Origin of the sequence: Actinomadura sp. NTSP31, assembly GCF_041951385.1 — a bacterium.
Lineage (GTDB): Bacteria > Actinomycetota > Actinomycetes > Streptosporangiales > Streptosporangiaceae > Spirillospora > Spirillospora napierensis.
This window is the reverse complement of the sequence record NZ_JBGNUT010000017.1, coordinates 1-24,086: the sequence shown is the minus strand read 5'-3', so window position 1 is coordinate 24,086 and position 24,086 is coordinate 1. Positions and strand designations below refer to the sequence as shown.

The following is a 24,086-nucleotide window of genomic DNA, read 5'->3' as shown; positions in this document are numbered from 1 at the left end:
GAAGGCCCGGTCACGCCGGAGATCGTTGATGGGGGCGCGGCGAACCGCGTGATGCCGGACGCGTCGCCGCCGCTACGGCTCGCGCGCGTCCGCGACGCCGGGGGCCTCCTCGGCCTTCCACGGCCCGGTGGAGGCGAGGATCTGGTCCAGGCAGGCGTGCGTGGCCCGGGCGGCGGCGTCGGCGTCGCCCGCCCGCACGGCCTCCGCGATGGGGCCGTGCGGGACGTCCGCGTGTTCGAGCAGGGTGCCCGCCGCGCCGATGCTGGCGCGCAGGGCCGTGCTGAAGTCGCGGTACAGGTCGGCGAGGACCCGGTTGTGGGTCGCCTCCACGACGGCGGTGTGGAACGCCAGGTCGGCCTCGACGAACGCGGCGTGCTCGCCGGCCGCCCATGCCTCGTTCCGGCGGTCGAGGGCGGCGGTGATGGCGGCGATGTCGGCGTCCGTGCGGCGCGCTGCGGCGAGCCGGGCGGCCTCGACCTCCAGGCCGCGCCGCACCTCCAGGGTCTCCACCAGTTCGGCCGTCTCCAGGCGCCGCCGGACGGCGCCGGACAGCTCGCTGGTGGCCCGCACGTAGGTGCCGTCGCCCTGCCGGCTGTCGAGCAGGCCCGCGTGGGTGAGGGCGCGGACGGCCTCGCGGACGGTGTTGCGGCCGACGCCGAGGGTCTCCGACAGCACCGGCTCCGGCGGGATCTTCGCGCCGACCGGCCAGGAACCGCCGGTGATCTCGTCCCTGAGCTGCTCGATCACCTGGTCGACGAGCGACGAGCGGCGGGCGGTGCGCAGCGTCATGGTCCCTCCTCGAGCCAGGGCGCCGACATCCGGTCAGCCAGTCATCCCATGTTTGTGATCCCAATGGTACGACAGCCGCACGGACGCGTTTATTCCGGAACGCCCGTAGCCCGCGCGGAACGCGGAAGGGACAGGCGGTCAGACCCGTCCGAGGTCGTGGTTCGCCTCCTGGGACGGCGCGGCGTGCAGGCCCGCGGCCTCCAGCGCCTGCCGGTACGCGCCGGCCGCCGCCTCGGCGTCCTGGACCAGCTCGAACAGCTCCCCGAGCTCCCGGAGCAGGTGCGCGGCGGGGCGCCCGGCCGGCAGCGTCCTCAGCTGGTCCGACGCGGCGCGCAGCACGACCTGGGCGGCCGGGCGGTCGCCCTGCGCCACCCGGGCGCGGGCGAGGACGAGCCGGGCGAGCACGGTCTTCTGGGTGCGCGCGACGATGTCGATGCTGGGATGCGGCGTGATGGGGTGCGTCCGCGCCGGGGCGGGCGCCACCAGGGCCATGCCCGTGTCGAGGAACTCCTCCAGCTCGGCGATGGCCTCGTCCAGCTCGCCCACGAGGACCAGCGCGCGCGCCTTGGCGATGGTGCTCTCGGTGGCCTCGGCCCCTTCGAGCGCGCTCGTCCTGCCGAGCAGCACCAGGGCCTCGCGTGCGGCCTCGCGGCTGCCCTCGGCCCGCGGCTTCTCGATGCCGGGCGCGCCGTCGGCGGACGGGACGACCTCCGCCACCGGGGAAGGCGCCGGCTGCGAGAACGGCATGACGCCCCTCAGCAGCGCCTTGGCGGCGGCGAGGTCGAGACGCGCCCGCGCCTGCACGGGCGTCGCGTCGGTGCGGGCGGCCAGCGCCTGGTCGGCGAAGTACAGCGAGTCGCCGATCGTCCCCTCGTCGAGCGCGCGGATGCTGGCCCGCTGGTAGTGGACGCTCGCCGGCTCGTCCTGCCCGGGGCCCTCCGGGTGCAGGAGCCGCCTGCCCACCTCGTGCGCGCGCACGGGCTCGGAGCGGTCGACGTAGGCGAGCAGCAGGATCCGGCCCGCCTCGGTGTACTCCTGCCCCGCGGTGAGCCCGAGCCTGCCGAGCCGGTCCATCGCGCGCTCACCCAGCGCGATCGCCTGCCCGAGGTCGCCGACCGCGTGGTAGCAGCGGGCCAGCGCGATCACCGGCGGCAGCCAGCTCGCCCGTCCCGGATCGCGTTCGGCCTGCTCGCGCAGCTCCTCGAAGAGGGCGATCGCCTGGTCGGTGCGGCCCAGCTCCTCCAGGGCGCGGGCGCGGCCCCAGCGGGCGCGGGACGTCAGGTCCGGGTCGTCGCTGCGGGCGATCACCTCGTCGAAGCCGGACTCGGCGGTGCCCGGGTCGCCCGCCAGCAGCGCGAGGTGCGCGTGGCGCTCCCGCACCTCCAGATGGGCGCGCTGCTCGGGCTCGACGCCCTCGGCGAGGTACTCCGGCGTGCAGCCGAGCCGTTCGGCCAGCATGCGCAGGACGGTCGGCGTCGGAGTCCGCTTGCCGGACTCGATCAATGAGATGTAGCTGTCGGAAAGGTCGTGACCGGCGAGCTGTGCCTGCGACAGGCGTCTGGTGAGCCGCAGGTTGCGGACACGTTCGCCGACATTGCCTGGACCCGGCATGTGGACTCACTTAGCGGAAGTAATCAGGCGGCTGGGGTGCCGACATGATTGCACATTGCGGGTTATCGCACATCGAGAGTAATGAAGCGGGACCCCCCGGACCGTCGCGGCACCTGTCGCCTCCGACGTTATCCGACGATCCCCGCAAGATCGCCGATTACGCCGAGATTGCTCTGCTCCCGGCGCTTCCGAGGTAAGGGGCCCGGCCCACGAGGGTAGAGGAGGCGGGGCTAGCGGGGCTCGAGGTCGGCGATGAGGCCGTAGTGGTCGCTCGGCTGGACGCCGCCGGCGGGCCCGTCGAACACGCGGGCGCAGTCGCGCACCGCCAGGGTGGGGCCGCCGTGCAGGCCGCAGCGCACCAGGATGTGGTCGATGCGGCGGAACGGCCAGTCGCCGTCCACCATCAACGGGTTGTCCGGCGTATAGGTGTCGCCCGGTTCGTCCGGATGCACGCGCTCCCAGCAGTCCCGGTAGCAGACGCTCATGCCGTGCAGGGACTGCCGGCCCGTCCAGAAGCGCATGCTGGCCGCCTCCGGCGCGGCGTCCATGTCCCCCGCGACGACCACGTGCACGGGTCCCTCGCTCAGGTGCTCCTCTAGGGCGCGCGCGGCGGCCACCGCCTGGAGCTCCCTTTCGAGCTCGTACTGCAACTGCCAGCTGGGGAAGTGGTTCACGAACATGACGCGGCCGATCGGATCGGGCGCGCGGACGTCCGCGACGAGGGTGGTGCACGCGAAACCGGCCGTGCGCGGCGTGACGTTCAGGTCGACTTCCCACGCCGCCGCCACCGGCCACCGGCTGCCGATCGAGATCCCCTGCCCGTCGGGATCGCGGTCCGCCTGCTGCACCACCTGGTACTCCGGGCCCAGCAGGTCCGCCGCCTGGTCGTAGGACGCGGTCTCGATCGACTCCTGGAAGGCGACGAGGTCGGGACGCAGGGCGCGGACGCCGTCGGCGATCATCCGCCGCCGCTCGGCCCACCGCCCCCGCGCTCCCCACAGGTTCAGCGTCAGGACGCGCATGCCCGGCCCGCTACCCGGCGGGCGAGGCCGCTAACACCCCGCGGACACCGGGATCAGTCGTCCGCGGTCGCGTTCTTGTTCGGGAAGATCATCTCGCAGACCTCGAGATAGAGCTGCTCGGGGTAGGGGAGGTACGGCACGGCCGACAGGGCCTGGTCCTGGCCGGCGGACTCCAGGACGAACTCGCCGTAGCCGAGCATCCGGCCCGCGATCGTCCGCTTGAAGCTCATGTCCGTGACCTTCGCCAGCGGCATCATCGCGACCTTGCGGGTGATCAGCCCGGTGGTCAGCAGCATCCGCTGGTTGGTGATCACGAAGTAGTCGACCGACCACTCCGCGACCCGCCAGACGAACCAGGCGAGCAGGATCAGCCACGCCCACCAGATCCAGCTGATCACGGTGCCCGCCTGGCTGGCGACGGTGTTGCTCAGCACCCCCGCGATGATCAGGCCGCCGAGCACCAGCCCGACCGGGACCATCAGCACCGCCGGATGCCGGCGCACCGTGATCACCTGGTTCTCGTGCGGGAGCAGGTACTTGTTCACCGAGGCCGGGGCCGAGTCCCCCGGGGTGACCAGCCTCATCGCGGCCTCGGTGCGCGGCGGCGCGCGCCGGCCGGGCGGACGGGAGCCGCCGCGGCCCTCGTCTTGTGCTTGCGTGCGGGCACGGCTGCCTCCCGGAACGTCCCACGGACCCCGGTTCAGTCTCGCACAGCCGCAACCCCCGGCAAAGCAAGGCCTATGGCGCGTTGTCGAGAGAGGAACGGCGCGCCCGGCGGCGTTTCTCCGCCGCCACCGTGGCGAGCACCTCCAGGTGCCGCCGCGCGATCCGCTCCACGAGATCCGGGGTCGCTCCCCCGCACACCTCGTCCGCGCCGTGCCGCGCGGCGGACACGCACCGTTCCACCGTGTCGGTCTGGTGCACCCCTTCGAACTCCTCGGTGAGCCGCTCGCCGATCGCGGCGTAGCGCGGCAGGTCGCCATCCCCTTGGTGAGTCATCGCGACTCCCCCTAGACCTCGCTCCCACCGCCCGGTCCGAAACGGTCCCCTGTGCCGGGGCGGCGGAGGGGAACGCGCACTGACGTTCCGTAGCGCGTTCGTACCCCTTGCCACCCGGAACGAACATCCGGAACGAACCGCACACCCGTATCGCCGCTGCTAGACGGCCCGCACCGCCGGACGCCCGCCGGTCAGACGACGCCGTAGAGGCGGTCGCCGGCGTCGCCGAGGCCCGGCACGATGAAGCCCTGCTCGTTGAGGTGCGAGTCGACCGCGGCCGTCACGACCCTGATGGGCGCGGACGTCCCCGCGAACGCCTCCTCCAGGTACTTCAGGCCCTCGGGCGCGGCGAGCAGGCAGAGGGCCGTCACGTCGTCGGCGCCGCGATCGAACAGCAGCTTGATCGCGGCGGCGAGGGTCCCGCCGGTGGCGAGCATCGGGTCCAGGACGTAGCACTGCCGGCCGGACAGGTCGTCGGGGAGCCGGGTCGCATACGTCTGCGCCTGCAGGGTGCCCTCGTCCCGGACCATCCCGAGGAAGCCGACCTCGGCCGTCGGCAGCAGCCGCGTCATCCCGTCCAGCATCCCGAGACCCGCCCGCAGGATCGGCACCACGAGCGGCTTCGGGCTGGCCAGCTGGACCCCGTCGGCCTCCACCAGCGGCGTGCGCACCGTGGCCGCGGCGACGCGCACGTCACGGGTGGCCTCGTAGGCCAGCAGGGTCACCAGCTCGTCCGCCAGGCGGCGGAACGTGGGGGAGTCGGTGCCGACGTCCCGCAGCGTGGTGAGCTTGTGCGCGACGAGCGGATGGTCGACGGCGAGGGTCTGCATGCGCACACGGTAGCCCAACGCCCGCCCGTCGCGGCCGGGCCCGCAATCTTGGATAGGACGCCACTGAGCTGGGCACCATGGCGATATGAGCAGCGACAGCGATCAGTGGCCGGCGGGGGCGCGCGAACCCGCGCCCGAGCGGCCCGGGCCGGCCACCGGCCCTCCGGAGAGCGCGCCGCCGGCTCCCGACTCCCTCGTCCCCCCGCCCGAGCCCGTGCCGCTCCCCGTGGACGCCGACGACGTCGAGGAGGCGGTGACCGAAGTCACAGCCGGCGGGCCGGGCGACGTCCCGCCCGAGGTGGTGCGGGAGCGGCTGCGCCGCCGCGCGATCTTCCTGCGGGAGCTGGCGGAGGCGCGGGAGCTGCGCCGCCGCGTGACGCCGCACAGGTCGCGGCGTGCCCGGATCCACGCGGCGCTGCGGCGCCGCACCTTCCGGATCAACTGACCGTCCGGGCCGGGCGGCCGCCCCCTTGGCGGGGCGATGATGCGGATCGAGTAGGTTCGTGCCCTTGGGTACCGGAAAGCGGCGCTGACTCCTCGTTTCACACGGCGGTGCGGCGCCGAGTTTGGCGGTGGGGCACGCGAGGGCGCGCCGCATCTGCGACCATGCCCAGGCAGGAACCGCGCCGGTGGGGTGGAAATGACGGATGTGGACGCGACGGACTTCGCCGTCGTGGTGTACCGGGAGGACGACCGCTGGGAGGCCGAGATCCTTCCGGTGGCGCTGACCGAGGACCTGGCGGGGCTGATCCATGCCCTGCGCCAGCAGCCCAGCCTGGGCGGGACGATCGGGCTGGTCTCGGTGGGCGACGACTTCTTCGTGGCGATCCGGCTGCTCGGCGACGAGGTGATGGTGTTCCTGTCGGACGTCACCGCCTCGGTCGACTGGCCGCTGGCCGGCCAGGTGCTGGAGTACCTGGACATCCCGATCCCCGAGGACGAGGAGCTCGACCAGGTGCTGCCGGTCGGCGACATGTCGATCTTCACCGACCTCGGGCTGGACGAGATGGAGCTCGGCGCGATCTCCGGCGACCTGGAGCTCTACCCGGACGAGATGCTGCTCAGCATCGCCGGCCGCGTCGGCTTCGCCCCCGCCTTCGAACGCGCCCTCGACGCGGTGTCCTAATTCATCGCCCTCGGCGGCCGGGCCTCGCTACTTGAAGCCGTGGGTCAGGGCGTAGGCGTTGAGTTCGGCCCAGTCGTCGCCGGTGTGGCTGTGCTGCGGGTCGATGCAGCCGAGCGTGAACGGGCGCGGGACGTCGTAGTGCGGCGCCTTCAGCCTGGGCGCGCTCTCGAAGTCCAGGACCTCGGCGATGTTGCGGGCCGCCGCGTCCCGCACCGACAGCGGTTCGAGGCCCCAGCGCCACTCGATCGCCTTGAGGACGGACGTGTGGTCGTACACCTCGTGGGCGACGGCGCCGCGCCGGGCGCGCGGTGAGATCAGCAGGCACGGGACGCGGAAGCCGCGCAGGCCGGTGCCGAGGTCGGGGCGCGGGTCGGGGCCGGCGGGCGGCGGGACGTGGTCGAAGAACCCGCCCCACTCGTCGTAGTTGATCACCAGCAGGGTGCGGGCCCAGTCCGGCGAGTCGACGACCGCCGTGTAGACCTTGTTGAGGAAGGCCTGGCCGTACCGGATGTCGGCGAGCGGGTGCTCGTCCTCCGACAGGCCGGGCAGCGCCTCGCCGACGAATCCGGGCTCGACGAAGCTCACCGCGGGCAGCCGCCCGTTCTTCGCGTCGCTGTAGAACTCGGAGACGTGCCGGCTGATGTCGAGGTGCTTCAGGCCCCACAGCGCGGTGAACGGGACGTCGCTGAAGTAGTAGCGGGCGGGGATCTTCGCGGCCTTCAGCCGGTCCCAGACGGTGGTGAGCTCGGAGAAGGCGAAGGTGTTGGAGATCCGGTCGGTCTGCCCGGCGTGCTGGAAGATCCGGTTGGGGAACGTCGAGGACATGACGGCGGCGAAGTAGCGGTCGCAGAGCGTCCAGTCGAGCGCGGCGTGCCCGTGGAAGCCGAGGTCGGGCCCCTTGAAGTAGCCGATGGAGAACACGTCGTTCTCCCCCGCGCGGAGCCATCCGTCGCACTTGCCGTCGTTGTACTCGGTGCGTCCGCCCGCGTACGAGTGGTCGGGGTCGCTGAAGCCGCACCCGTAGGGGACCTTCAGGTGGTGGGTGTCGTGGGCGTTGCCCTGCGCGTCGGTGAAGGTGAGGCCCGCCTGGCGGCCGTCCGCGCCGGGCACCCAGCCCATGTAGTGGTCGAACGACCGGTTCTCCATCATCACCACGACGATGTGGTCGATGCCGGAGTCCCCGGGGTCGGGGAGCGCCGAGACGGGCGCCCGGACGGACGTCGCCGCGTCGGCCGCCGTCCCGCCCGCCCCGCTCGCCGCGATCAGCGCCGCGGCCCCCGCCGTCCCCGCGAGGAACCCGCGCCGCGTCAGCTCGTCCTTGCCCATGGTTCTCCTCCCGCCGCACGCCGGTGAGAAGTATCACGACGGTTGGGACGCCAGGGGAAGAACCGGAGCGGGCCACCATGGGACAAAACCCGAAATTTCCTCATGACCGAAAGGGCATGAGAGCGGTGACCGGAGCGAACCCGTGCGTCAGCCTCGTTCTCCGGTGCAGGCCTCGGCCTTCAGACCGAGGATGAACCCGGACCCTCGCGGAACGACCCCGGGGATACCGGTCCGCGCCCCGGCGGAACGGCAATGCCCCCGGCGGGTCCGAGGACGGCCTCCAGCAGATGAAGGATCTCGGAGTTGAGAGAGCGGCGGTCGGCGGACGCCTGCTCGACCAGCCGAGCGTGGAGTGTCTCGGGAAGTCGCAGCGATATTCTGACCATGGCACTACGGTGGCATCATGATGACGCCGGCGGAAGCCCGGGAAGGGACCCGGGCCGCCCGGTATGCCTACCGGCTGCGGCTGTCGTCGACCGCCGAGCGGAACCTGCTGGCCGAGTGGGATCGCTGCCGGTGGGTGTGGAACGAGTGCGTCGCCCAGTCCAGAGCCGCGCGTCAGGCCGGCGTGGCATGCGGACCCGCGCGGCTGGACAAGATGCTGACCGGGTGGCGCGCGGTGCGGCCCTGGCTGCGCGCGGGCGCCTCGGTGGCGCAGCAGCAGACCGTCCGGGACTTCGCCAAATCCCGCGCCAAGGCCCTCGCCGACATCAAGAACCGGGTGCCGTCCGACCGGCGGGCCGGGATGCCCTGCTTCAAGAAACAGGCTCTGGCCGCGCCGAGTTTGAACTACACCCGCCGAGGATTTCGAGTGCGGGACGGGCGCCTGCACCTGGCAGGCGGGATCGCGTTGACGGTGGTGTGGTCGCGCCGCCTGCCCGCCGATCCGTCCTCGGTGCGGATCCACCGCGACTGCCTCGGCCATTGGTACGCCTCATTCGTCGTCCCTGCACAGACGGAGCCGCTGCCCGCCACCGGCCGCGTCATCGGGATCGACTGGGGCGTGACCGAGACCGCAACGACTACCAGCGATGCTTACGATCTGCCGCACACCGGACACGGCCGCAAGGCCGCCGCGCGGCTGGCGCGCTACCAGCGGCAGATGGCCCGACGCCGCGCCCCCAAGGGCAAGGCCCGGTCCAAGGGGTACCGCAAAGCCCGGCGGCAGGCCGCCAAAGCCTGCAAGAAGGTCGCGCGGCAACGGCAGGACGACGCCCGCAAATGGGCCAAGAAGATCGTCCGTGACCATGACGCCGTGGCGGTCGAGGACTTCCGCCCCCGGTTCCTCGCCAAGTCGAGCATGGCCCGCAAGGCCGCCGACGCCGCGATCGGCGAGACCAAGAAGGCCCTGATCGAGATGGGCCGCAAACACGCCCGGGACGTTCGACTGGTGAACCCGGCGCACACCACCATGGACTGCGGCGAATGCGGGGCGAGAGCCAAGCACCGCTTGCCGCTTTCCGAACGCACCTACACCTGCATCGCGTGCGGAACCTCCCGTTCCAGGGACAAGAATTCCGCCCGAGTGATGCTTGTCCGGGCGGGTCTGGCCCCGGACGGCGCTGATGGCACAAGACCTCCCGCCCGCCCGGGCGTGAGGCTGCCTGAGCCGTGAATCCCAGCACGTCCCACGAAGGAAGGGGAGTTCGACAATCCTTTCCCTTCGGGGTGGGGAGCAGTCAAAATGGGCGTGTGTCCTACTTCGCCGCCGTGTTCGCGCGGAGCCCGCAGGGCTGGGTCGGGGCCGAGGCCGTGCTCGCCGAGGCCGAGCACGTCGACGACGTCGCCGACCTGATGCGGGAGGCCGCCGTCGAGTCCTACGGCGATCCGGTCGTGCTGCTGATCGAGCAGGACGACGACTGGTTCGCGGTCGTCCGGCTGGACGGCGACGGCGAGCCCCGCGCCTACGTCTCCACCGTCCGCGAGGACGGGCTCGGCGCGCTGTTCCACCAGCTCGTCGGGGAGGTCCCGGACGGCGACTCCGGCGGCGACCCCGCCCTGCTGGACGATTTCGGGATCGGTGCCGGGCAGCTCACCGACCTCGGCGAGCGCGCCCTGCCCGGGGACGCGCTGCTGACCGTCGCCGAACGCGTCGGGTTCGGCGAGGAGTTCGACCGCCTCCGTGACTGACCCGGACGAGGAGTACGGCGCGGCGATGCGGCTCGCGCTGGACGAGGCGCGCGCCGCCGCCCGCGACGGGGAGATCCCCGTCGGCGCCGTCGTCCTGGACGGCTCGGGTGCGGTGATCGGCGCTGGCCGCAACGACCGGGAGCGCAGTGCCGACCCCACCGGGCACGCCGAGATCGTCGCGATGCGGGCCGCCGCGGTGTCGCTGGGGGAATGGCGGCTGTCCGGCTGCACGCTCGTCGTGACGCTGGAGCCGTGCACGATGTGCGCGGGAGCGTCCGTCCAGGCCCGTGTCGACCGGGTCGTGTACGGCGCGGTCGACCTGAAGGCGGGGGCGGTCGGGTCGCTGTGGGACGTCGTCCGGGACCGCCGCCTCAACCACCGGCCCGAGGTGCTCGCGGGCGTGCTGGCGGAGGAGTGCGGCGCGGTGCTCTCCGAGTTCTTCGCACGCCGCAGAGTCCGGTAGGCTTCCCCGCGGTGGTGTCGCCTAGTGGACGAGGGCGCACGCCTCGAAAGCGTGTGAAGGGCAACCTTCCGTGGGTTCGAATCCCACCACCACCGCCACAGGAAAGGCCGCCGACCATCCGTCGGCGGCCCTTTTTCGTTTCCTGCGCCGGTGCCTCGGCCCCCGGGTGCCTCAGCCGACGGTCACGAGGGCCACGCCCGCCACGGCCACGCCCATGCCGACGCGCTGCACGGCGCGGAGGCGCTCGCTGTAGGCGATCCGGGCCAGCAGCACCGTGATGGCCGGGTAGAGGGACGTCAGCACGGTGACGAGGCTCAGCAGGCCGTCCTGGACGGCGAGGTAGTACAGGGCGTTCGCGCCGGAGTCGAGCACGCCGGACAGCAGCGCGAGGCCGATCAGCGCCTTTCCGGTCACCCGCGGCCCCCGGTCGCCGCCCCGGAACCGCACGGCGATCAGCAGGGCCGTGAACACCACGGTCAGCGTGCCGACGCGGGCGGCGGCGATCGGCCAGAGCCCGGCACCGTCCCCGGCGGCCTTCAGCAGGATGAAGAAGACGCCGAAGCAGGTGCCGGACACCAGCGCCATCAGCGGGCCGCTGTCCAGCGGGCGGCGGAGCGGGGAGGCGCCGCCGGACGGCTCGGCCTCCTCGCCCTTCTCCATGCTGACCAGGGCGATCGCGACGAGGCACAGCAGGACGCCCAGCACGGCCGTCTCGTCCAGCCGCTCGCCGCGCAGCACGCCGACGCCTACCGGCAGCACCGCCGAGGCCAGCGCCGACACCGGCGCGACCACGTTCATCGGGCCGCGGGCGAGCGCCCGGTAGAAGGTGATCAGGCCGACGCCGCCGCAGAGGCCGCCCAGGAAACCCCACATCAGCGAGGTGGGCGCGGGAACGCCGCCCACGACCACCGCGGCGCCGGCGACGACCAGCAGCCCCATCGGGGCGGACAGCACCAGGGTCTTCAGCGCGGTGGAGCGGCGCGACACCGCGCCGCCGAGGAAGTCGGCGACGCCGAACGCGAGGGCGGTGACGAGCGCGAGAGCGGTGACCATCACTCCCCGCCGATCAGCCGGCTCTCGATCCGGACGTCCGGGGAGATGGTCCGGAGCCGGGCGGCGAGGTCGTCGCCGGCGTCGCGGAGCCGGTCGAGCGGGTAGGGGGCGAGGCGCTCCAGCAGGAACAGCCCGTTCTTGGTCGTCTCGGTGAGGCGGGTGCGGACGCACTGCCGCCAGTTCCAGCGGCGGCAGGTGACGCCGGCGTCGTCGCGCCAGACGACCTCGCCGGGCGCCGGGTGCTCCACGGCCGGCTCGCCGCCGGCGACCACGTCGAACGGCTCGTCGCCGGTGGCCCTGACCAGGTGGGCGGGGCCCTGGTAGGCATCGAGGTCCTCGCCGCCGATGGGCAGCGCGTAGGCGATGCTGACGGCGTTGTAGGCGTCGACGACCTTGTTGATGGAGGGGAGGGCGTCGGCGCGGCGCAGCAGGGCGTCCACGGAGGGCCGGGTCCGCTTCGGCTTCGCGCCGAACGCCCGGTACGCCTCGCGCCACGCCTCCACGTGCGGGTCGTCGGCGTCGGCGGCACCGGCGGCCTCCTGCAGCCAGCCCTCGGACACCGCGTCGCTCGGCCCGTTCCGCAGTCCCTCGGCCGTCATGACGAGGACGGCGAAGTCGGGACGCAGTTCCCGTACGGCCTCGTCCACGGTGATCTGCTCCAGCATCGCCTGCTCCCCCTCCAGTCGGTCATTTCACTGAACTAAAGGGTTCAGCATACCGACCGACGGGTACCGCCGCCAAAGGGAATCCCCCATCCCAACACGGGCGGGCGGCCGTTTGTTCTCACCCGGCCCCGGCGCGGCCCGGAATCAGCGGCGCAGGAGCGTCTCCCGCTCCATGCGCGACAGCTTCTCGGGGTTCCGGACGGCGTAGAGCCCCGCGATGAGGCCGTCCTCGAGGTGCACCGCGATGACGGTGTCGATCTCGCCGTCGAGCCGGAAGATCAGCGCCGGGTAGCCGTTGACCTGGGTCGCCTCCAGCGATCCCGCGGCGCCGAACCTGCGCAGCCCGGCCGCCAGCGGCGCGACCTCGTCCACCCCCCGGATCGGCACCAGCGCGGCCTGGGCGACCCCGCCGCCGTCACCCAGGAAGACGACGTCGGGCGCGAGGATGTCGAACAGGCGCTGCAGATCGCCGGTCTCGACCGCGCGCCGGAACGCCTCCAGCGCGCTGCGGGTCTCGGCGGCGGAGACGGCCCCGCGCGGGCGCCGCGCGGCGACGTGGGCCCGCGCCCGGTGGACGATCTGGCGGACCGCGGCCTGGCTCTTGCCGACGGCCTCGGCGATCTCGTCGTAGCCGAGGTCGAACACCTCGCGCAGGACGAACACCGCCCGCTCGGTCGGCGCGAGCGTCTCCAGCACCAGCAGCATCGCCATCGAGACGCTGTCGGCCAGCGCGACGTCCTCGGCCACGTCGGGGGAGGTGAGCAGCGGCTCGGGCAGCCACGGGCCGACGTAGGACTCCTTGCGGCGGCGCAGCGTGCGCAGCCGGCCGAGCGCCTGCCGGGTGGTGATCCGGACCAGGTAGGCCCGCTGGTCGCGGACGGCGCCGAGCTCGACGCCCGTCCACCGCAGCCAGGTCTCCTGCAGCACGTCCTCGGCGTCGGCGGCCGAGCCGAGCATCTCGTAGGCGACGGTGAAAAGCAGGTTGCGGTGGGCGACGAACGCCTCGGTGGCGGCGTCGGCGCGGCCGCCGGGGGCGTCCGGTCCGGTCGTGTCCGGTCCGGTCGTGTCCGGTCCGGTCGTGTCCGGTCCGGTCGTGTCCGGTCCGGTCGTGCCCGCCTCCGGTTTGCTGGATTCGCTCATGGCCCGCTCCCGCCTGGTCGTCCGTGACTCTCCCACGCCCACCAGATGCCTGCCGCCACCGTTCTGTGACACCTGCGGCCGGTGACGCACGTCACGGTGCCGGGCGTCACTCCGGGTCGGGGAGCGTGCGGACCAGGTCGAGCAGGCGCCGGACGTCCGGCAGGACGTGGACGAGGCCGGCTTCGGCGACCGCGGCGGCCGCCCGGTCGAAGAAGGGCTGCCGGGCCTCGACGATGCGCCGGACGAGTTCCCGGCCGGCCGGGGTGAGGGTGAGCTCGGCCCGCCGCCGGTCGCGGGCCGAGGGGCGGCGCTCGACCCACCCGGCCGCGGCGAGGCGGTCGGTGAGGCGGCTGGGATGGCCGGGGTCGGCGGGCATCCGGGCGCCGAGGTCGGCGATGGAGACGGGCTCCTCGTCGGCGATGACCAGCAGCGCCTCGGCCTGGACGGCGGTGACGCCGAGCGGGCGCAGCAGGTGGTTGAACCGCCGCTCGATCTCCCGCTGCGCGGTCTTCACGGCCATCACCAGTTCGAGTACGGGCTCCACGGGAGGAGTCTATTGCTTCTGTGTCATGACATACATATGCTCGGCCTCAGGCGAGATATGTGTCATGACACGGAAATGGGGCCGTCGATGCGCAGGATCAGGTTCTCCCGGACGCCGGCGTTCGACTTCGAAGCGCTCCGCGGGCTGTGGACGGCGGCCTACGACGGCGGCGAATTCGGGGAGGTCGCCGCCGCCATGGCACGGGTCCGCAGGGGCGACTTCGAGTCCTGGTACCGGGAGTGGTCGGCGATGGCGGGCACCGTCGCGGCGCGCGGGCACGCGTACGGCGAGCCGGTATCGCGGGGCACGTCGCTGCTGCGGGCCGCCAACTACCTGCGGCAGGCCGAGTTCTTCCTGGATCCCGCTGATCCGCGGCGCGCCGAGACCGCCGCGGCGGGCCGGGACCTGTTCGACGCCGGCCTGGCCGGCATCGGAGTCGACGCCTCCCGCGTCCACATCCCCTACGACGGCGCGCGACTGGAGGCGCTGCTCCTGCGGCCTGCGGACCCCGACGACGCCCGCACGGTGATGGTCGTGCAGGGCGGCTTCGACTCCACGCTGGAGGAGCTGTACTTCATGTTCGGCGCCGCGGCGGTGCGGCGCGGCCACTGGGTGCTGATGTTCACCGGCCCCGGGCAGGGCGCGGCGCTGCGCGAGCACGGCCTGCCCTTCACCGCCGACTGGGAGCGTCCCACGCGGGCGGTGATCGACTGGCTGAGCGGCGTCGTCGAACCCCGGCTCCTCGTCGGCGTCGGCATCAGCTTCGGCGGCCACCTGGTGGCCAGGGCCGCCGCGTCCGAACCGCGCTACGACGGCATCGTCCTCTACGACTACTTCCCCGGCATGCTCACCGCGTTCCTGCACAACGTGCCCCGGCCGGTGCGCGGCGCGTTCCAGCGCATGCCGTGGTGGATGCGGCGCGCCGTCCCCCTGTACGGCAGGTTCGACGCCCAGGCCCGGTGGGGCGTCGGCAACGCGCTGTGGACGTTCGGCGCCGGGACGCTCCCCGGCCTGATCGACGCGATGCGGCCCTTCGACGACCGCGCGTGGGCCGGCGACATCACCGCCGACGCGCTCGTCCTGCTCGCCGAGCGGGAGCACTTCTACGACCCCGCGCTCGGCCGCGACTTCGCCGCCCGGCTCACCGGCGCCCGCTCGGTGCGGGTGCACACCTTCACCGAGGCCGACGGCGGGCATCGGCACTGCCAGAACGGCGCCCTCCAGCAGGCGCACGAAGTGATCTTCGACTGGGTCCACGGCCTGGCCCGCGCGGAACCGGCACCGAGCGCCTTTCCGTAGTGAGCACGGAGGCGGCCCGCACTCCTGCCGGGGAGACTGTGATCACGGCGATCGGCCCGGGCCGATCACGACCCGACTAACACAGGAGCGACCATGGCCGACGGCAAGAGCAGCACGTATGAGGGGTTCACGGCCGAGGAGCGGGCCGCGATGAAGGAGCACGCCCAGGAGCAGAAGAAGGCGGCGCGGCGCGGCTCGCGCGCCGACAAGGCGGCGGAGGCGGAGCAGGACGTGCTCGCGAAGATCGCCGAGATGGGGGACGCGGACCGGACCATGGCCGAGCGGGTCCACACCGTCGTCACCTCCGCCGCGCCGGTCCTCGCGCCGAAGCTCTGGTACGGGATGCCCGCGTACGCGCTGGACGGCAAGGTCGTCTGCTTCTTCCAGAGCGCGGCGAAGTTCAAGGCGCGCTACGCGACGCTCGGGTTCAACGACGCGGCGAAGCTGGACGACGGCTCCATGTGGGCGACCGCCTTCGCGCTGACCGAGGTGACGGACGAGGTGGAGGCGCGGATCGCCGCGCTGGTGAAGCAGGCCGTGAGCTGACGTCCGGCCACCGGGCGGGCGCGGCGCCCGGCTACCGGGCGGGGGCGGTGCCGAGGTCGGCGAGCGCGGCCTGTCCGGCGGCGGCGTGCTCGCCGCCGGCGAGCACCAGGGTGCGCGCCGCCTGGTACCGGCAGCCGGCCGCCCCGAACGCCGCGGCGGCGGCGAGCTGCCGCGGCAGGTCGCCGTCGAGCAGCGCCTCCGCCCGGTCCACCTGGGCGGAGGCGACCGGGTTGCCGGTGACCAGGGCGCGGGCGGCGGCGATCCGGTCGCGGGCGTCCGGGTGCCCGGCGAGCACCGCCGCCTCCGCCCTGAGCGCCGCGTACCAGTGCAGCCAGACCCAGCAGACCCACTTCCACACCTGGTCCGGCTCCGGCGCGACCCGTTCCAGCGCCGCGCCGGCCTCGCCGCGGTGCAGCAGGACCATGGTGTCGAAGACGGCGCCGTAGCCGAGGCGGTGGTCCGCTTCGGGTCCGGCCCGGCCGACGATCGCCAGCCAGGCCGCCCGGGCGTCCTCGTCGCCGCGCAGGCCGTGGACCATCGCGACCGACGCGGCGGCGGGGCCGAGCGACCGGGACCGCAGGCGCCCGCACTTCTCCCACGCGGCGAGGAACCGCACGCTGGTGGTGCGCACGTCGCCGACATTGCCGCTGAAGGCGTCCGCGACCAGCAGCCAGGACGTGGCGTGGTGGCCCGCCTCGGCGAGCAGCGGATGGTCCGCGAGCCGCCTGCCCCACCGGCGGGCCTCCGGCAGCTCGCCGACGCCGACGGCGGTTCCGGCGGCCATGGCGAGGGCGTCCATCAGCTCGTGCGTACCGGCGGGGGTGGACGGCTCGGCCCCCAGCAGGCCGATCCGGCGGCGCGCGGCTGCCGCGGCGGCGAAGGCGTCGCCGGCCCAGCTCTGGGCGCCGGAGAGCGCGTCGAGGGCGGCGGACTCCGTCACCGGGTCGCCCGTGCGGCGGGCCAGCTCGACCGCCCGTTCCGCCTGCTCGACCGTCTGCTGCACGGGGTTGTCCGGGTCGCCCTGGACCGCGCCGAACGCGTCCGCGAGCACCGCCGCCTCGGCCAGCGCGACGGCCGCCTCGGCGCCCGGCGCGTCGCCGGACAGCTCCCGCGCCTCCACGAGCATGGCCTTGACCTCGTCCGCGGGCGGGGTGGCCGCGAACGAGCTGGAGAACCGGTAGGCGACGGTCGCGGCGGTGGCCAGGTCGCGGCCGGCGCCGGCGGTGTCCCCGGCCCGGCGGGCGGCCTCGGCGGCGGCGCGGTGCAGTCGGTACATCTCGCCGTCGAGACTGCGGCACCCGGCCACGGCGGCGGCGTGCCGCAGCGCCACGGCGGCGGCGTCGGCGTCGGCGAGCCGGGCCGCCTGCTCGAACCGCTGCTGCGCCTCGCCGAGCAGGGTGCGGGCGAAGGCCAGCTCGGCCATGGACCAGGCGAGCCGGCAGGCGTCCGCGCGCCGCTCCGGCTGGTCGGCGGCCCAGGTGAGGGCGGCCCGCATGTCCTCCGCCACGGCGTCGAACCGGGCGCGCCAGTCCGCGCCGCCGGTCTCCCCGAGGGCCTCAGCGCTGGCCAGGCACCAGCGCAGATGCCGTGCCCGGACCCCGGTCAGCTCGCCGGCGCCGGTCAGCCGCTCCGTCCCGTACTGGCGGATCGTCTCCAGCGCGTGGTACCGGGTGCCGGCCTCGGACGGCGCGACGGCCAGCAGGCTCTGCTCGGCGAGCCTGCCGAGCCCGTCGACGACCGCCGCCGCGTCCAGCGGCCCGAACCCGGCGACCTCGATGGCCGCCTCGGGGGTGAACGGCGCGACGAACACCGACACCCGGTGCAGGAGCGCCTGGTCCGGCGGCTCCAGCAGGTCATGGCTCCAGTCCAGCACCGCCCGCACCGACCGGTGCCGGTCGTCGGCGCGGGACCCGCCGGTGAGGATCCGCAGCTGGTCGGACAGGCCGGCGGTGAGGCCGTCCAGCCCGAGCGTCGACCACCGCGCCGCCGCCAGCTCGATCGCCAGCGCCATGCCGCCGAGCCCCTCACAAACGGCCGCGACCTCCTCGCCCGCCGCCGGGCCGGGCGGCAGGCCGACCGCCGCCGCCCGGTCCATGAACAGGGCCACCGCCTCCGACTCGTCGCCGCCCTCCCGCGACAGCGGCGGGACGGGGAAGACCCGCTCGAACGGCACCATCAGCCGGGCCCGGCTCGTCACGAGCACCCGCAGCCGCGGGCACGCCGCCAGCAGCCGCTCCAGGAACGGCGCCGCCCCGTCGCGCACGTGCTCGCAGTTGTCCAGCACCAGCAGGGCCCGGTGGCCGGCGAGCGCGGCCAGCACCGCGTCGTCGATGCCGATGCCGGGCTGCTCGCCCACGCCGACCGCCGCCGCGACCGCCGACCCCACCCGGTCCGGCTCGGTGATCGGGACGAGGTCGACGAACCACACCCCGTCGGCGAACTCGCCGGGCGGGTCGTTCGCGATGTCCGCCGCCACCCGCAGCGCGAGGCGCGTCTTGCCGACGCCGCCCGGGCCGGCCACGGTCACCAGCCGGTGCGCCCGCACCGCCTCGGCCAGTTCCGCGCGCTCCCGCACCCGGCCGACGAACGAGGTCAGCGGCGCGGGCAGGGCGGGCGCCGAGCGCGACCGCTCGGCCCGCGCGACCTCCGCCGCGTGCCGGGCGAGCGCCCGCCGGTCCGGCAGCTGGAGCTTGCGCAGCAGCGCGGAGACGTGCGACTCCACGGTGCGCACGGAGATGACCAGGCGCGCGGCGATCTCCGCGTTGGTGAGGTGCTCCCCGACCAGCGCGAGCACCTCGGCTTCCCGGGCGGAGACCGCTGGGTTGTGCATCGGCTCATTATCCGTGTCGTTCTCCGTGATCAGCACGGAGGCGGCCCGCGGCCCGGCCGGGAGAGGCTCTGACCACGGCGATCGGCCCGGCCGATCGCGACCCGCGACCCGCGACCACAGGAGCGACCATGAGCACCGCACCCCGTCCCCGCGCCGAACGCCGCCGCGACACCGAGCACCGGCTCGCCCACGACGTCGACGTCTGGGTGGCCAGCGCCTCCGCCGACGGCGTCCCGTACCTCGTGCCGCTGTCCTTCGACTGGGACGGGGAGACGCTCCTCGCGGCCACCCCGGCGGACAGCCCCACCGGCCGGAACCTGGCCGCCACCCGGACCGTCCGGCTCGGGCTGGGCCCCACCCGCGACGTGTCGGTGATCGACGGCGAGGTCGAAGTCCTGGAGCTCGACGCGCTGCCGAAGGAGCGGGCCGACCGGTTCGCCGAGCACGCCGGCTTCGACCCGCGCGAGGCGGCCGGACCGTACCGGTGGTTCCGCATCACGCCGCGCCGTGTCCAGGCCTGGCGCGAGGCGAACGAGCTGGCGGGCCGCGAGCTGATGCGCGACGGCCACTGGCTGACCTGACCCGGGCGACTCGGCGGGCACCCCGCCGGGACTCCGCCGGTCACCGATGGTGGGATCGTGGGGGGACGTCGGGCAGGGCCGTGCGTGGGGGAGGTCGGGTTGAGCGGGCAGGAGGCGATCGGCGAGGCCGTCGCCAGGACCGTCCGGGCGCTGCGGGCCGGACACGGCTGGAGCCTGGACGAGCTGGCCGGGCGGTCCGGCGTCAGCAAGGGCGTCCTGGTCGGGCTGGAGCAGGGGCGCGGCAACCCCAACCTCGGCACGCTCATCCGGATCTCGGACGCGCTCGGCGTGCCGCTGACCCGCCTGGTGCAGGTGGAGGAGGAGCCGCCGGTGCGGGTGTTCCGCCCGGAACGGCACGTCGTGCTGTGGGAGGGCGAGAACGGCGGGACGGGGACGCTGCTAGCGGGCAGCGACCCGCGACCCTCCCTGGAGCTGTGGCGGTGGGAGCTGCGGCCCGGCGAGACCCGGGACAGCGACCCCCACGTCCCCGGTACCAAGGAGATCGTCTACGTGGAGAAGGGCACGCTGACCCTCCGCGTGGACGGGCGCACCGACCTCCTCGGGGCGGGGACGGCCGCCGTGTTCGTCGGGGACCGCCCGCACTCCTACGGCAACGCGGCCGCGAACGACCTGCGGTTCGTCCTCGCCGTCCTCGACCTCTGACCTGCTGCCCCCGCCCGAACGAGCGGGTCTCTCCGCCCCGCGGTCGTCCCGCATCGTTGGCACGGCCAACGACTTCCGGTATGGTTGGTGACGCCAATGTTGGACTCACCAATGAAGGGGACGCCATGCCCACGGACACTCTGATCGCCGACCGCATCGAGATCGCCGACCTGTTCACCCGCTTCGCGCTCCTGCTCGACGAGAGGCGGTGGGAGGACGCCGACACCGTCTTCAGTGACGATGTGGCGGTGCACTCGCCGCGCGGGGGCGACCTCCACGGCATCGACAAGGTCGTCGACTTCCTGCGGCAGAGCGAGGTCGAGGGGCAGCAGACCCAGCACACGACCACCGACCTTCTGGTGGACGTGGACGGCGACCGGGCGGCCGCCTCGGCGAACTCGATCGTGTTCTACTTCCGTGACGGCCAGGCCCCCCACTTCACGGGCGGCCTGCGACTCGCCGGCACCGCGGTGCGGACGCCGGCGGGCTGGCGACTCCGCGAAGTGCGGATCACGCCCGCCTGGACACGCGAGAACTGATCCTCCCGGGTAGCCGCAGCCGCCGGGGGCCCGCTCAGGAGGTCAGGCGGACGGGCATCGCGAGGTAGCGGAATCCGGTGTCGGAGGGGGCGTCGGGGTCGGGCTCCTCGCCGTCCTTGCGATCGGGGATGCCGGTGAGCAGGGCGGCCTTGGTGGGGCCGGCGCATTCCAGCCGGGCGTACTCGGTGTCGATGCCGGCCAGGCCGTCCAGCAGGTACTGCGGCGCGAACGCGATGTCGATGTCGTCGCCGGACAGCTCGGCGCCGACGCTCTCGTTGGCGCGGGCGGAGTCGCCGGACGCGGCGCGGATGCGGACCTCGCCGGCGGTGAAGGCGAGCCGGATCGGGGTGCCGCGCTCGGTGACCAGCGACGCCCGCTTGATCGCCTCGACGAACGGGGCGGTGCGGATCTCGGCGACCGACGTCCAGTCGCCGGTGAGCCGGGACCGGTAGTTGATGTACTGGTCGTCGAGCAGGCGGCTGGTCATGCTGCGGCCGCCGCCGGAGACGCCGATCAGGGTGTCGGCGGCGCCGGTGAGGTCGATGGCGACCTCGGCGCCCGGCCGGATGGCCTTGGCCGTGTCGGCGAGGGTGCGGGCGGGCACGACGACGCCGGCGGTGAAGCCGGCCTCGGCCGGGGACCAGGTCAGCTCGCGGGCGGCGATGCGGTACCGGTCGGTGCAGGCGAGCCACATGGTGTCGCCGTCGATGTCGATGCGGACGCCGGTGAGCATCGGCAGGGTGTCGTCCCGGCCGGCGGCCGGGACGACCTGGCCGACGGCGGCGGCGAACAGGTCGCCGGGGACGGTGCCGGCGCGGGCGGGCGGCTCGGGGAGCGTCGGGTAGTCCTCGACGGGCAGCGTGAGCAGGCCGAACTCGGCGGGCCCGCAGCGCAGCACGACCTCGGCGCCCTTGGTGGTGAACTCCGCCGGCTGCGCGGGCAGGCTCCGGACGATCTCGGCGAGCAGCCGGCCGGGGACGAGGGCGCGGCCGGGTTCGGCGACGTCGGCGTCGATCCGCGCGCGGGCCGACACCTCGTAGTCGAATCCGGCGAGGGCCAGCCCGCCGTCGGCGGTGGCCTCGACGAGCATGCCGGCCAGGACGGGCAGCGCCGGGCGCGCGGGCAGCGTCCGCGCCGCCCACGCCACGGCCTCGGCGAGCGTCTGACGGTCGACTCGGAACTCCACCTTGGTCTGCCTCTCCCGATTCCGCGTCCCTCTTCAAGCACGGTAACCGCCGGCACTGACAATTCGCGCTTCCCCCGGTCGGGAAAGGCCCGGCCCGCCGTCCGCGCACGGTGTCTTCGGGCCCGGTGACGGGTCAGAACAGGACCTGCTCGGTGGTGCGGGTCTTGCGCTCGAAGTCGAGGAGGTAGCGCTTGCGGTCGAGTCCGCCGCCGTAGCCGGTGAGGCTTCCGGTGGATCCGACGACGCGGTGGCACGGGACGATGACGCCGACCGGGTTCTTGCCGTTGGCGAGGCCGACGGCACGGGACGCGCTGGGCTTGCCCAGCTCGACGGCCAGCTCACCGTAGGTGATGGTCTCGCCGTAGGGGATCTCTCGCAGCGCGGCCCAGACGCGTCCTTGGAACGGGGTGCCGCGCAGGTTGAGCGGCAGGTCGAAGTCGGTCAGGTCCCCCGCGAAGTAGGCGGCGAGCTGCTCGGCGGCGGCGGCGAAGGGCGCGGCGTCCGGGTTCCCGGGGACGCCGAAGGTCTCCTGAGGCGGACGGTGCCGCTGGTTCACCATGTAGAGGCCGGACAAGGCGCCGTCTACGGCCACCAGGGTGAGCGGCCCGACGGGACTGTCCACGACGACGTGCGTCGGTTCCATGGGATGTCTCCTGGTCAGTTTGCGGGGAGGAGGTTGATGGGGTGGTCGCTCGTCGCCCACAGGTACTGGACGGCGTAGGCGCGCCATGGGCGCCATTGTGCGGCGTGCTTGGTGAGGGCCGCAGGTGTGGCGGGCAGGCCCAGCGCCTTGGCGGCGGCCTTGATGCCGAGGTCGCCCGGTATGAACGCGTCGGGGTCCCCTAGGGCGCGCATCGCGATGGTCTCGACCGTCCAGGGGCCGAAGCCGGGGAGTGCGGCGAGACGCGAGCGGGCCTCTTCCCAGTCGCTCCCCACACCGAGGTCGATCTCGCCCTTGGCGAGCGCGTCGACGAGGGTGGTGAGCGTGGTGCGCCGGGTCTTGGGGAAGGCGAGCGCCTCGGGGTCCAGTTCCGCCAGCGCGGCCGGTGTGGGGAAGAGGTGGGTGAGGCCGCCTCCCGGGTCGGTGATGGGGTCGCCATAGGCGGTGACGAGGCGCGCCGCATGTGTGCGCGCCGCGGCCACGGACACCTGCTGTCCGAGGACGGCCCGGACGGCGAACTCCGGTGCGTCCATGGTGCGCGGCACACGGCGGCCGGGTGATTTGTCGACAAGCGCGGCCATGACGGGGTCCGCCCGAAGAAGGTCGTCCACGGCGACGGGATCGGCGTCGAGGTCGAGCATCCAGCGGCATCGGCTTATCGCGATGGTCAGGTCGCGCAGGTCGCTGAGCGTCAGCGTGCAGGCGACATGGTCGGGGCGCGGACTCAGCGCGGCGATGCCGTGCCCGTGGGGGAGCCGCATGGTGCGGCGGAACGCGCCGTCCCGCCACTCCTCGACGCCGGGGACGGCGGTGGCCGTCAGGTGTCCGAAGAGGTTGTCGGGGCACAGCGGCGCGCGGAACGGGAGCCGCAGCGACAGCGATCCCGACCCGGCGGGCGGGTGCCCCTTGGCGACGCGGTCCCGCAACTCGGTCGGGGTGAGCGCGAACACCTCCCGGACGGTGTCGTTGAACGCGCGGATGCTGGCGAATCCCGCCGCGAAGGCGATGTCGGCCATGGGAAGCGGTGTCGTCTCGATGAGGAGCCGCGCGGTCTGGGCTCGTTGCGCGCGTGCGAGGGCGAGCGGTCCCGCGCCGAGTTCGGCGTTGAGCTGCCGTTCGATCTGGCGGGTGCTGTAGCCGAGGCGTCCGGCGAGGCCGGGGACGCCTTCGCGGTCCACGACGCCGTCGGAGATGAGCCGCATAGCGCGCGCGACCACGTCCGCGCGGTGGTTCCATTCGGGGGAGCCGGGGCTCGTGTCGGGCCGGCAGCGCTTGCAGGCGCGGAAACCGGCCTGCTGCGCGGCGGCGGCGCTGGGGTAGAACCGCATGTTCGCGGGCTTCGGGGGCACGACCGGGCAGCTCGGACGGCAGTAGATCCCGGTGGTCACGACCCCGGTGAAGAACCATCCGTCGAAGCGGGCGTCCTTCGACCGGACCGCCCGCACGCACCTTTCCACGTCTTCGTGCATGCCTCCAGCATCACCGATGGTCAGGCATGTTCACTGGCGGAAAACCGACATCACCCTCGCGGGGCCCCGGCGGGTCGTCACCGGCATGACGTCGCAGGTAATCGATCTTCGCACGGAGGGTTGGCAGCGTAGGGGGCACCGGGACGGACGAACCCGGACGAACGACACGGACGAAAGGAGAACCGAGATGAGCGACGTTCAGCAGCGGGTCGAGCGCTACCTGGCCGCCTGGAACGAGACCGACCCCGCCGCCCGCCGCGCCGCGATCGACGCGCTGTGGACCGAGAACCCCGTCTACGTCGACCCGCTCGGCGTCGCCGAGGGCCGCGACGCGATCGACGCGTTCATCGCCGCCGCGCAGGGCCAGTTCCCCGGCCTGGTGTTCCGGGCCGCCGGCGCGGTCGACGCCCACCACGACGTGGCCCGCTTCACCTGGGAGCTCGGCCCCGAGGGCGGCGAGGCGATCGTGGTCGGCTTCGACGTGGCGACCTTCGACGGCGCCGGCCGCTTCGACCGCGTGACCGGCTTCCTCGACAAGGTGCCCGCCTGAAGGGACCAGGCCGCAGCGAAGAAGGCGATGTGCCGGGGCAGCCTGCGCCCGGCACATCGCCTTC

At 73.6% G+C, this 24,086-nt stretch carries 27 protein-coding genes and 1 tRNA gene; 12 read left to right on the top strand and 16 right to left on the bottom strand.

The genetic code is table 11. The features are described from left to right. Window positions 1-72: 72 nt before the first annotated feature. The 6 genes from ACA514_RS27115 to upp form a co-directional block, all read right to left on the bottom strand. On the bottom strand, window positions 73-789 hold the full coding sequence (locus ACA514_RS27115; protein WP_375044056.1) for a FadR/GntR family transcriptional regulator: 717 nt from the start codon (window positions 787-789) through the stop codon (window positions 73-75). Between the two features lie 138 nt (window positions 790-927). Continuing rightward, on the bottom strand, window positions 928-2,400 hold the full coding sequence (locus tag ACA514_RS27110) for a helix-turn-helix domain-containing protein (protein ID WP_375044055.1): 1,473 nt from the start codon (window positions 2,398-2,400) through the stop codon (window positions 928-930). A gap of 230 nt (window positions 2,401-2,630) precedes the next feature. Continuing rightward, a complete protein-coding gene (locus tag ACA514_RS27105) occupies window positions 2,631-3,422 on the bottom strand; it encodes an endonuclease/exonuclease/phosphatase family protein (RefSeq protein ID WP_375044054.1) in 792 nt (263 codons plus the stop codon). A gap of 53 nt (window positions 3,423-3,475) precedes the next feature. After that, a complete protein-coding gene (locus ACA514_RS27100; protein ID WP_285913316.1) occupies window positions 3,476-4,006 on the bottom strand; it encodes a PH domain-containing protein in 531 nt (176 codons plus the stop codon). 154 nt (window positions 4,007-4,160) lie between these two features. Further along, a complete protein-coding gene (locus ACA514_RS27095; protein WP_344262748.1) occupies window positions 4,161-4,421 on the bottom strand; it encodes a hypothetical protein in 261 nt (86 codons plus the stop codon). Window positions 4,422-4,612: 191 nt separating this feature from the next. After that, window positions 4,613-5,251: a uracil phosphoribosyltransferase gene (gene upp, locus ACA514_RS27090; RefSeq protein WP_375044053.1), complete on the bottom strand. Its 639-nt coding sequence runs from the start codon at window positions 5,249-5,251 to the stop codon at window positions 4,613-4,615. Window positions 5,252-5,336: 85 nt separating this feature from the next. Between upp and ACA514_RS27085 the strand changes: the two genes are divergently transcribed. Continuing rightward, window positions 5,337-5,696 (top strand): hypothetical protein, encoded by a 360-nt coding sequence (locus ACA514_RS27085; protein WP_375044052.1) that lies wholly within the window; start codon window positions 5,337-5,339, stop codon window positions 5,694-5,696. A gap of 195 nt (window positions 5,697-5,891) precedes the next feature. Beyond that, window positions 5,892-6,377: a tRNA adenosine deaminase-associated protein gene (locus ACA514_RS27080; protein WP_375044051.1), complete on the top strand. Its 486-nt coding sequence runs from the start codon at window positions 5,892-5,894 to the stop codon at window positions 6,375-6,377. A 27-nt stretch (window positions 6,378-6,404) separates the two neighbouring features. Here the strand turns inward: ACA514_RS27080 and ACA514_RS27075 are convergent, their stop codons facing one another. Both ACA514_RS27075 and ACA514_RS27070 read right to left on the bottom strand, forming a co-directional pair. Beyond that, window positions 6,405-7,703 (bottom strand): alkaline phosphatase family protein, encoded by a 1,299-nt coding sequence (locus ACA514_RS27075; protein WP_375044050.1) that lies wholly within the window; start codon window positions 7,701-7,703, stop codon window positions 6,405-6,407. 179 nt (window positions 7,704-7,882) lie between these two features. Beyond that, on the bottom strand, window positions 7,883-8,089 hold the full coding sequence (locus ACA514_RS27070) for an Arc family DNA-binding protein (RefSeq protein ID WP_375044049.1): 207 nt from the start codon (window positions 8,087-8,089) through the stop codon (window positions 7,883-7,885). A gap of 17 nt (window positions 8,090-8,106) precedes the next feature. Between ACA514_RS27070 and ACA514_RS27065 the strand changes: the two genes are divergently transcribed. The 4 genes from ACA514_RS27065 to ACA514_RS27050 all read left to right on the top strand — a co-directional run bounded on the left by ACA514_RS27065 (window position 8,107) and on the right by ACA514_RS27050 (window position 10,394). Then, the gene (locus ACA514_RS27065; protein WP_375044048.1) at window positions 8,107-9,318 is read left to right on the top strand and encodes an RNA-guided endonuclease InsQ/TnpB family protein; all 1,212 of its coding nucleotides are present in this window, start codon (window positions 8,107-8,109) and stop codon (window positions 9,316-9,318) included. A 77-nt stretch (window positions 9,319-9,395) separates the two neighbouring features. After that, window positions 9,396-9,833, top strand: coding sequence for a hypothetical protein (locus ACA514_RS27060; protein WP_375044047.1), 438 nt, complete (start codon window positions 9,396-9,398; stop codon window positions 9,831-9,833). Window positions 9,834-9,858: 25 nt separating this feature from the next. After that, window positions 9,859-10,296: a tRNA adenosine(34) deaminase TadA gene (tadA, locus tag ACA514_RS27055; protein WP_375044219.1), complete on the top strand. Its 438-nt coding sequence runs from the start codon at window positions 9,859-9,861 to the stop codon at window positions 10,294-10,296. A gap of 10 nt (window positions 10,297-10,306) precedes the next feature. Beyond that, window positions 10,307-10,394: transfer RNA gene (locus ACA514_RS27050), tRNA-Ser, on the top strand. Window positions 10,395-10,467: 73 nt separating this feature from the next. On the opposite strand, the gene ACA514_RS27045 is transcribed toward ACA514_RS27050, so the two are convergent. From ACA514_RS27045 to ACA514_RS27030, 4 genes are all read right to left on the bottom strand, one after another. Beyond that, entirely contained in the window at window positions 10,468-11,349 is an 882-nt protein-coding gene (locus ACA514_RS27045; RefSeq protein ID WP_375044046.1) for an EamA family transporter, read from the bottom strand. Next, the gene (locus ACA514_RS27040) at window positions 11,349-12,014 is read right to left on the bottom strand and encodes a B3/4 domain-containing protein (protein ID WP_375044045.1); all 666 of its coding nucleotides are present in this window, start codon (window positions 12,012-12,014) and stop codon (window positions 11,349-11,351) included. Before ACA514_RS27040 ends, ACA514_RS27045 begins: the two co-directional genes overlap by 1 nt. Before the next feature lie 144 nt (window positions 12,015-12,158). Further along, window positions 12,159-13,154 carry an RNA polymerase sigma-70 factor gene (locus ACA514_RS27035; protein ID WP_375044044.1) on the bottom strand — a complete coding sequence of 332 codons (996 nt, stop codon included), beginning with the start codon at window positions 13,152-13,154 and terminating at the stop codon, window positions 12,159-12,161. A gap of 106 nt (window positions 13,155-13,260) precedes the next feature. Then, a complete protein-coding gene (locus ACA514_RS27030; RefSeq protein ID WP_375044043.1) occupies window positions 13,261-13,698 on the bottom strand; it encodes a MarR family winged helix-turn-helix transcriptional regulator in 438 nt (145 codons plus the stop codon). An 87-nt stretch (window positions 13,699-13,785) separates the two neighbouring features. Between ACA514_RS27030 and ACA514_RS27025 the strand changes: the two genes are divergently transcribed. Both ACA514_RS27025 and ACA514_RS27020 read left to right on the top strand, forming a co-directional pair. Next, the gene (locus tag ACA514_RS27025; RefSeq protein WP_375044042.1) at window positions 13,786-14,997 is read left to right on the top strand and encodes a hypothetical protein; all 1,212 of its coding nucleotides are present in this window, start codon (window positions 13,786-13,788) and stop codon (window positions 14,995-14,997) included. 93 nt (window positions 14,998-15,090) lie between these two features. Beyond that, a complete protein-coding gene (locus ACA514_RS27020; protein ID WP_375044041.1) occupies window positions 15,091-15,543 on the top strand; it encodes an iron chaperone in 453 nt (150 codons plus the stop codon). 31 nt (window positions 15,544-15,574) lie between these two features. On the opposite strand, the gene ACA514_RS27015 is transcribed toward ACA514_RS27020, so the two are convergent. Then, complete coding sequence (locus ACA514_RS27015) at window positions 15,575-18,373, bottom strand: LuxR C-terminal-related transcriptional regulator (protein ID WP_375044040.1); 2,799 nt, start codon at window positions 18,371-18,373, stop codon at window positions 15,575-15,577. A gap of 128 nt (window positions 18,374-18,501) precedes the next feature. On the opposite strand from ACA514_RS27015, the gene ACA514_RS27010 reads away from it, so the two are divergent. The 3 genes from ACA514_RS27010 to ACA514_RS27000 all read left to right on the top strand — a co-directional run bounded on the left by ACA514_RS27010 (window position 18,502) and on the right by ACA514_RS27000 (window position 20,156). Next, a complete protein-coding gene (locus ACA514_RS27010; RefSeq protein ID WP_375044039.1) occupies window positions 18,502-18,954 on the top strand; it encodes a pyridoxamine 5'-phosphate oxidase family protein in 453 nt (150 codons plus the stop codon). A gap of 99 nt (window positions 18,955-19,053) precedes the next feature. Further along, on the top strand, window positions 19,054-19,617 hold the full coding sequence (locus tag ACA514_RS27005; RefSeq protein ID WP_375044038.1) for a helix-turn-helix domain-containing protein: 564 nt from the start codon (window positions 19,054-19,056) through the stop codon (window positions 19,615-19,617). A 125-nt stretch (window positions 19,618-19,742) separates the two neighbouring features. Continuing rightward, window positions 19,743-20,156 (top strand): nuclear transport factor 2 family protein, encoded by a 414-nt coding sequence (locus ACA514_RS27000; protein ID WP_375044037.1) that lies wholly within the window; start codon window positions 19,743-19,745, stop codon window positions 20,154-20,156. 34 nt (window positions 20,157-20,190) lie between these two features. Here the strand turns inward: ACA514_RS27000 and dnaN are convergent, their stop codons facing one another. The 3 genes from dnaN to ACA514_RS26985 all read right to left on the bottom strand — a co-directional run bounded on the left by dnaN (window position 20,191) and on the right by ACA514_RS26985 (window position 23,472). Then, the gene (gene dnaN, locus ACA514_RS26995) at window positions 20,191-21,342 is read right to left on the bottom strand and encodes a DNA polymerase III subunit beta (RefSeq protein ID WP_375044036.1); all 1,152 of its coding nucleotides are present in this window, start codon (window positions 21,340-21,342) and stop codon (window positions 20,191-20,193) included. Between the two features lie 133 nt (window positions 21,343-21,475). Then, window positions 21,476-21,985, bottom strand: a complete 510-nt coding sequence (locus ACA514_RS26990) for a methylated-DNA--[protein]-cysteine S-methyltransferase (protein ID WP_375044035.1) — start codon at window positions 21,983-21,985, stop codon at window positions 21,476-21,478. A gap of 14 nt (window positions 21,986-21,999) precedes the next feature. After that, the gene (locus ACA514_RS26985; RefSeq protein WP_375044034.1) at window positions 22,000-23,472 is read right to left on the bottom strand and encodes an AlkA N-terminal domain-containing protein; all 1,473 of its coding nucleotides are present in this window, start codon (window positions 23,470-23,472) and stop codon (window positions 22,000-22,002) included. Between the two features lie 187 nt (window positions 23,473-23,659). On the opposite strand from ACA514_RS26985, the gene ACA514_RS26980 reads away from it, so the two are divergent. Beyond that, window positions 23,660-24,022 carry a nuclear transport factor 2 family protein gene (locus ACA514_RS26980; protein WP_375044033.1) on the top strand — a complete coding sequence of 121 codons (363 nt, stop codon included), beginning with the start codon at window positions 23,660-23,662 and terminating at the stop codon, window positions 24,020-24,022. Window positions 24,023-24,086 lie beyond the last annotated feature (64 nt).

What these genes read in the sequence shown, in the direction of transcription:
- ACA514_RS27115 (WP_375044056.1), bottom strand. Translation starts at nt 789, where the DNA reads ATGACGCTGCGCACCGCCCGCCGCTCGTCGCTCGTCGACCAGGTGATC.
- ACA514_RS27110 (WP_375044055.1), bottom strand. Translation starts at nt 2,400, where the DNA reads ATGCCGGGTCCAGGCAATGTCGGCGAACGTGTCCGCAACCTGCGGCTC.
- ACA514_RS27105 (WP_375044054.1), bottom strand. Translation starts at nt 3,422, where the DNA reads ATGCGCGTCCTGACGCTGAACCTGTGGGGAGCGCGGGGGCGGTGGGCC.
- ACA514_RS27100 (WP_285913316.1), bottom strand. Translation starts at nt 4,006, where the DNA reads ATGAGGCTGGTCACCCCGGGGGACTCGGCCCCGGCCTCGGTGAACAAG.
- ACA514_RS27095 (WP_344262748.1), bottom strand. Translation starts at nt 4,421, where the DNA reads ATGACTCACCAAGGGGATGGCGACCTGCCGCGCTACGCCGCGATCGGC.
- upp (WP_375044053.1), bottom strand. Translation starts at nt 5,251, where the DNA reads ATGCAGACCCTCGCCGTCGACCATCCGCTCGTCGCGCACAAGCTCACC.
- ACA514_RS27085 (WP_375044052.1), top strand. Translation starts at nt 5,337, where the DNA reads ATGAGCAGCGACAGCGATCAGTGGCCGGCGGGGGCGCGCGAACCCGCG.
- ACA514_RS27080 (WP_375044051.1), top strand. Translation starts at nt 5,892, where the DNA reads ATGACGGATGTGGACGCGACGGACTTCGCCGTCGTGGTGTACCGGGAG.
- ACA514_RS27075 (WP_375044050.1), bottom strand. Translation starts at nt 7,703, where the DNA reads ATGGGCAAGGACGAGCTGACGCGGCGCGGGTTCCTCGCGGGGACGGCG.
- ACA514_RS27070 (WP_375044049.1), bottom strand. Translation starts at nt 8,089, where the DNA reads ATGGTCAGAATATCGCTGCGACTTCCCGAGACACTCCACGCTCGGCTG.
- ACA514_RS27065 (WP_375044048.1), top strand. Translation starts at nt 8,107, where the DNA reads ATGATGACGCCGGCGGAAGCCCGGGAAGGGACCCGGGCCGCCCGGTAT.
- tadA (WP_375044219.1), top strand. Translation starts at nt 9,859, where the DNA reads ATGCGGCTCGCGCTGGACGAGGCGCGCGCCGCCGCCCGCGACGGGGAG.
- ACA514_RS27045 (WP_375044046.1), bottom strand. Translation starts at nt 11,349, where the DNA reads ATGGTCACCGCTCTCGCGCTCGTCACCGCCCTCGCGTTCGGCGTCGCC.
- ACA514_RS27040 (WP_375044045.1), bottom strand. Translation starts at nt 12,014, where the DNA reads ATGCTGGAGCAGATCACCGTGGACGAGGCCGTACGGGAACTGCGTCCC.
- ACA514_RS27035 (WP_375044044.1), bottom strand. Translation starts at nt 13,154, where the DNA reads ATGAGCGAATCCAGCAAACCGGAGGCGGGCACGACCGGACCGGACACG.
- ACA514_RS27025 (WP_375044042.1), top strand. Translation starts at nt 13,786, where the DNA reads ATGCGCAGGATCAGGTTCTCCCGGACGCCGGCGTTCGACTTCGAAGCG.
- ACA514_RS27020 (WP_375044041.1), top strand. Translation starts at nt 15,091, where the DNA reads ATGGCCGACGGCAAGAGCAGCACGTATGAGGGGTTCACGGCCGAGGAG.
- ACA514_RS27015 (WP_375044040.1), bottom strand. Translation starts at nt 18,373, where the DNA reads ATGCACAACCCAGCGGTCTCCGCCCGGGAAGCCGAGGTGCTCGCGCTG.
- ACA514_RS27010 (WP_375044039.1), top strand. Translation starts at nt 18,502, where the DNA reads ATGAGCACCGCACCCCGTCCCCGCGCCGAACGCCGCCGCGACACCGAG.
- ACA514_RS27000 (WP_375044037.1), top strand. Translation starts at nt 19,743, where the DNA reads ATGCCCACGGACACTCTGATCGCCGACCGCATCGAGATCGCCGACCTG.
- ACA514_RS26990 (WP_375044035.1), bottom strand. Translation starts at nt 21,985, where the DNA reads ATGGAACCGACGCACGTCGTCGTGGACAGTCCCGTCGGGCCGCTCACC.
- ACA514_RS26985 (WP_375044034.1), bottom strand. Translation starts at nt 23,472, where the DNA reads ATGCACGAAGACGTGGAAAGGTGCGTGCGGGCGGTCCGGTCGAAGGAC.
- ACA514_RS26980 (WP_375044033.1), top strand. Translation starts at nt 23,660, where the DNA reads ATGAGCGACGTTCAGCAGCGGGTCGAGCGCTACCTGGCCGCCTGGAAC.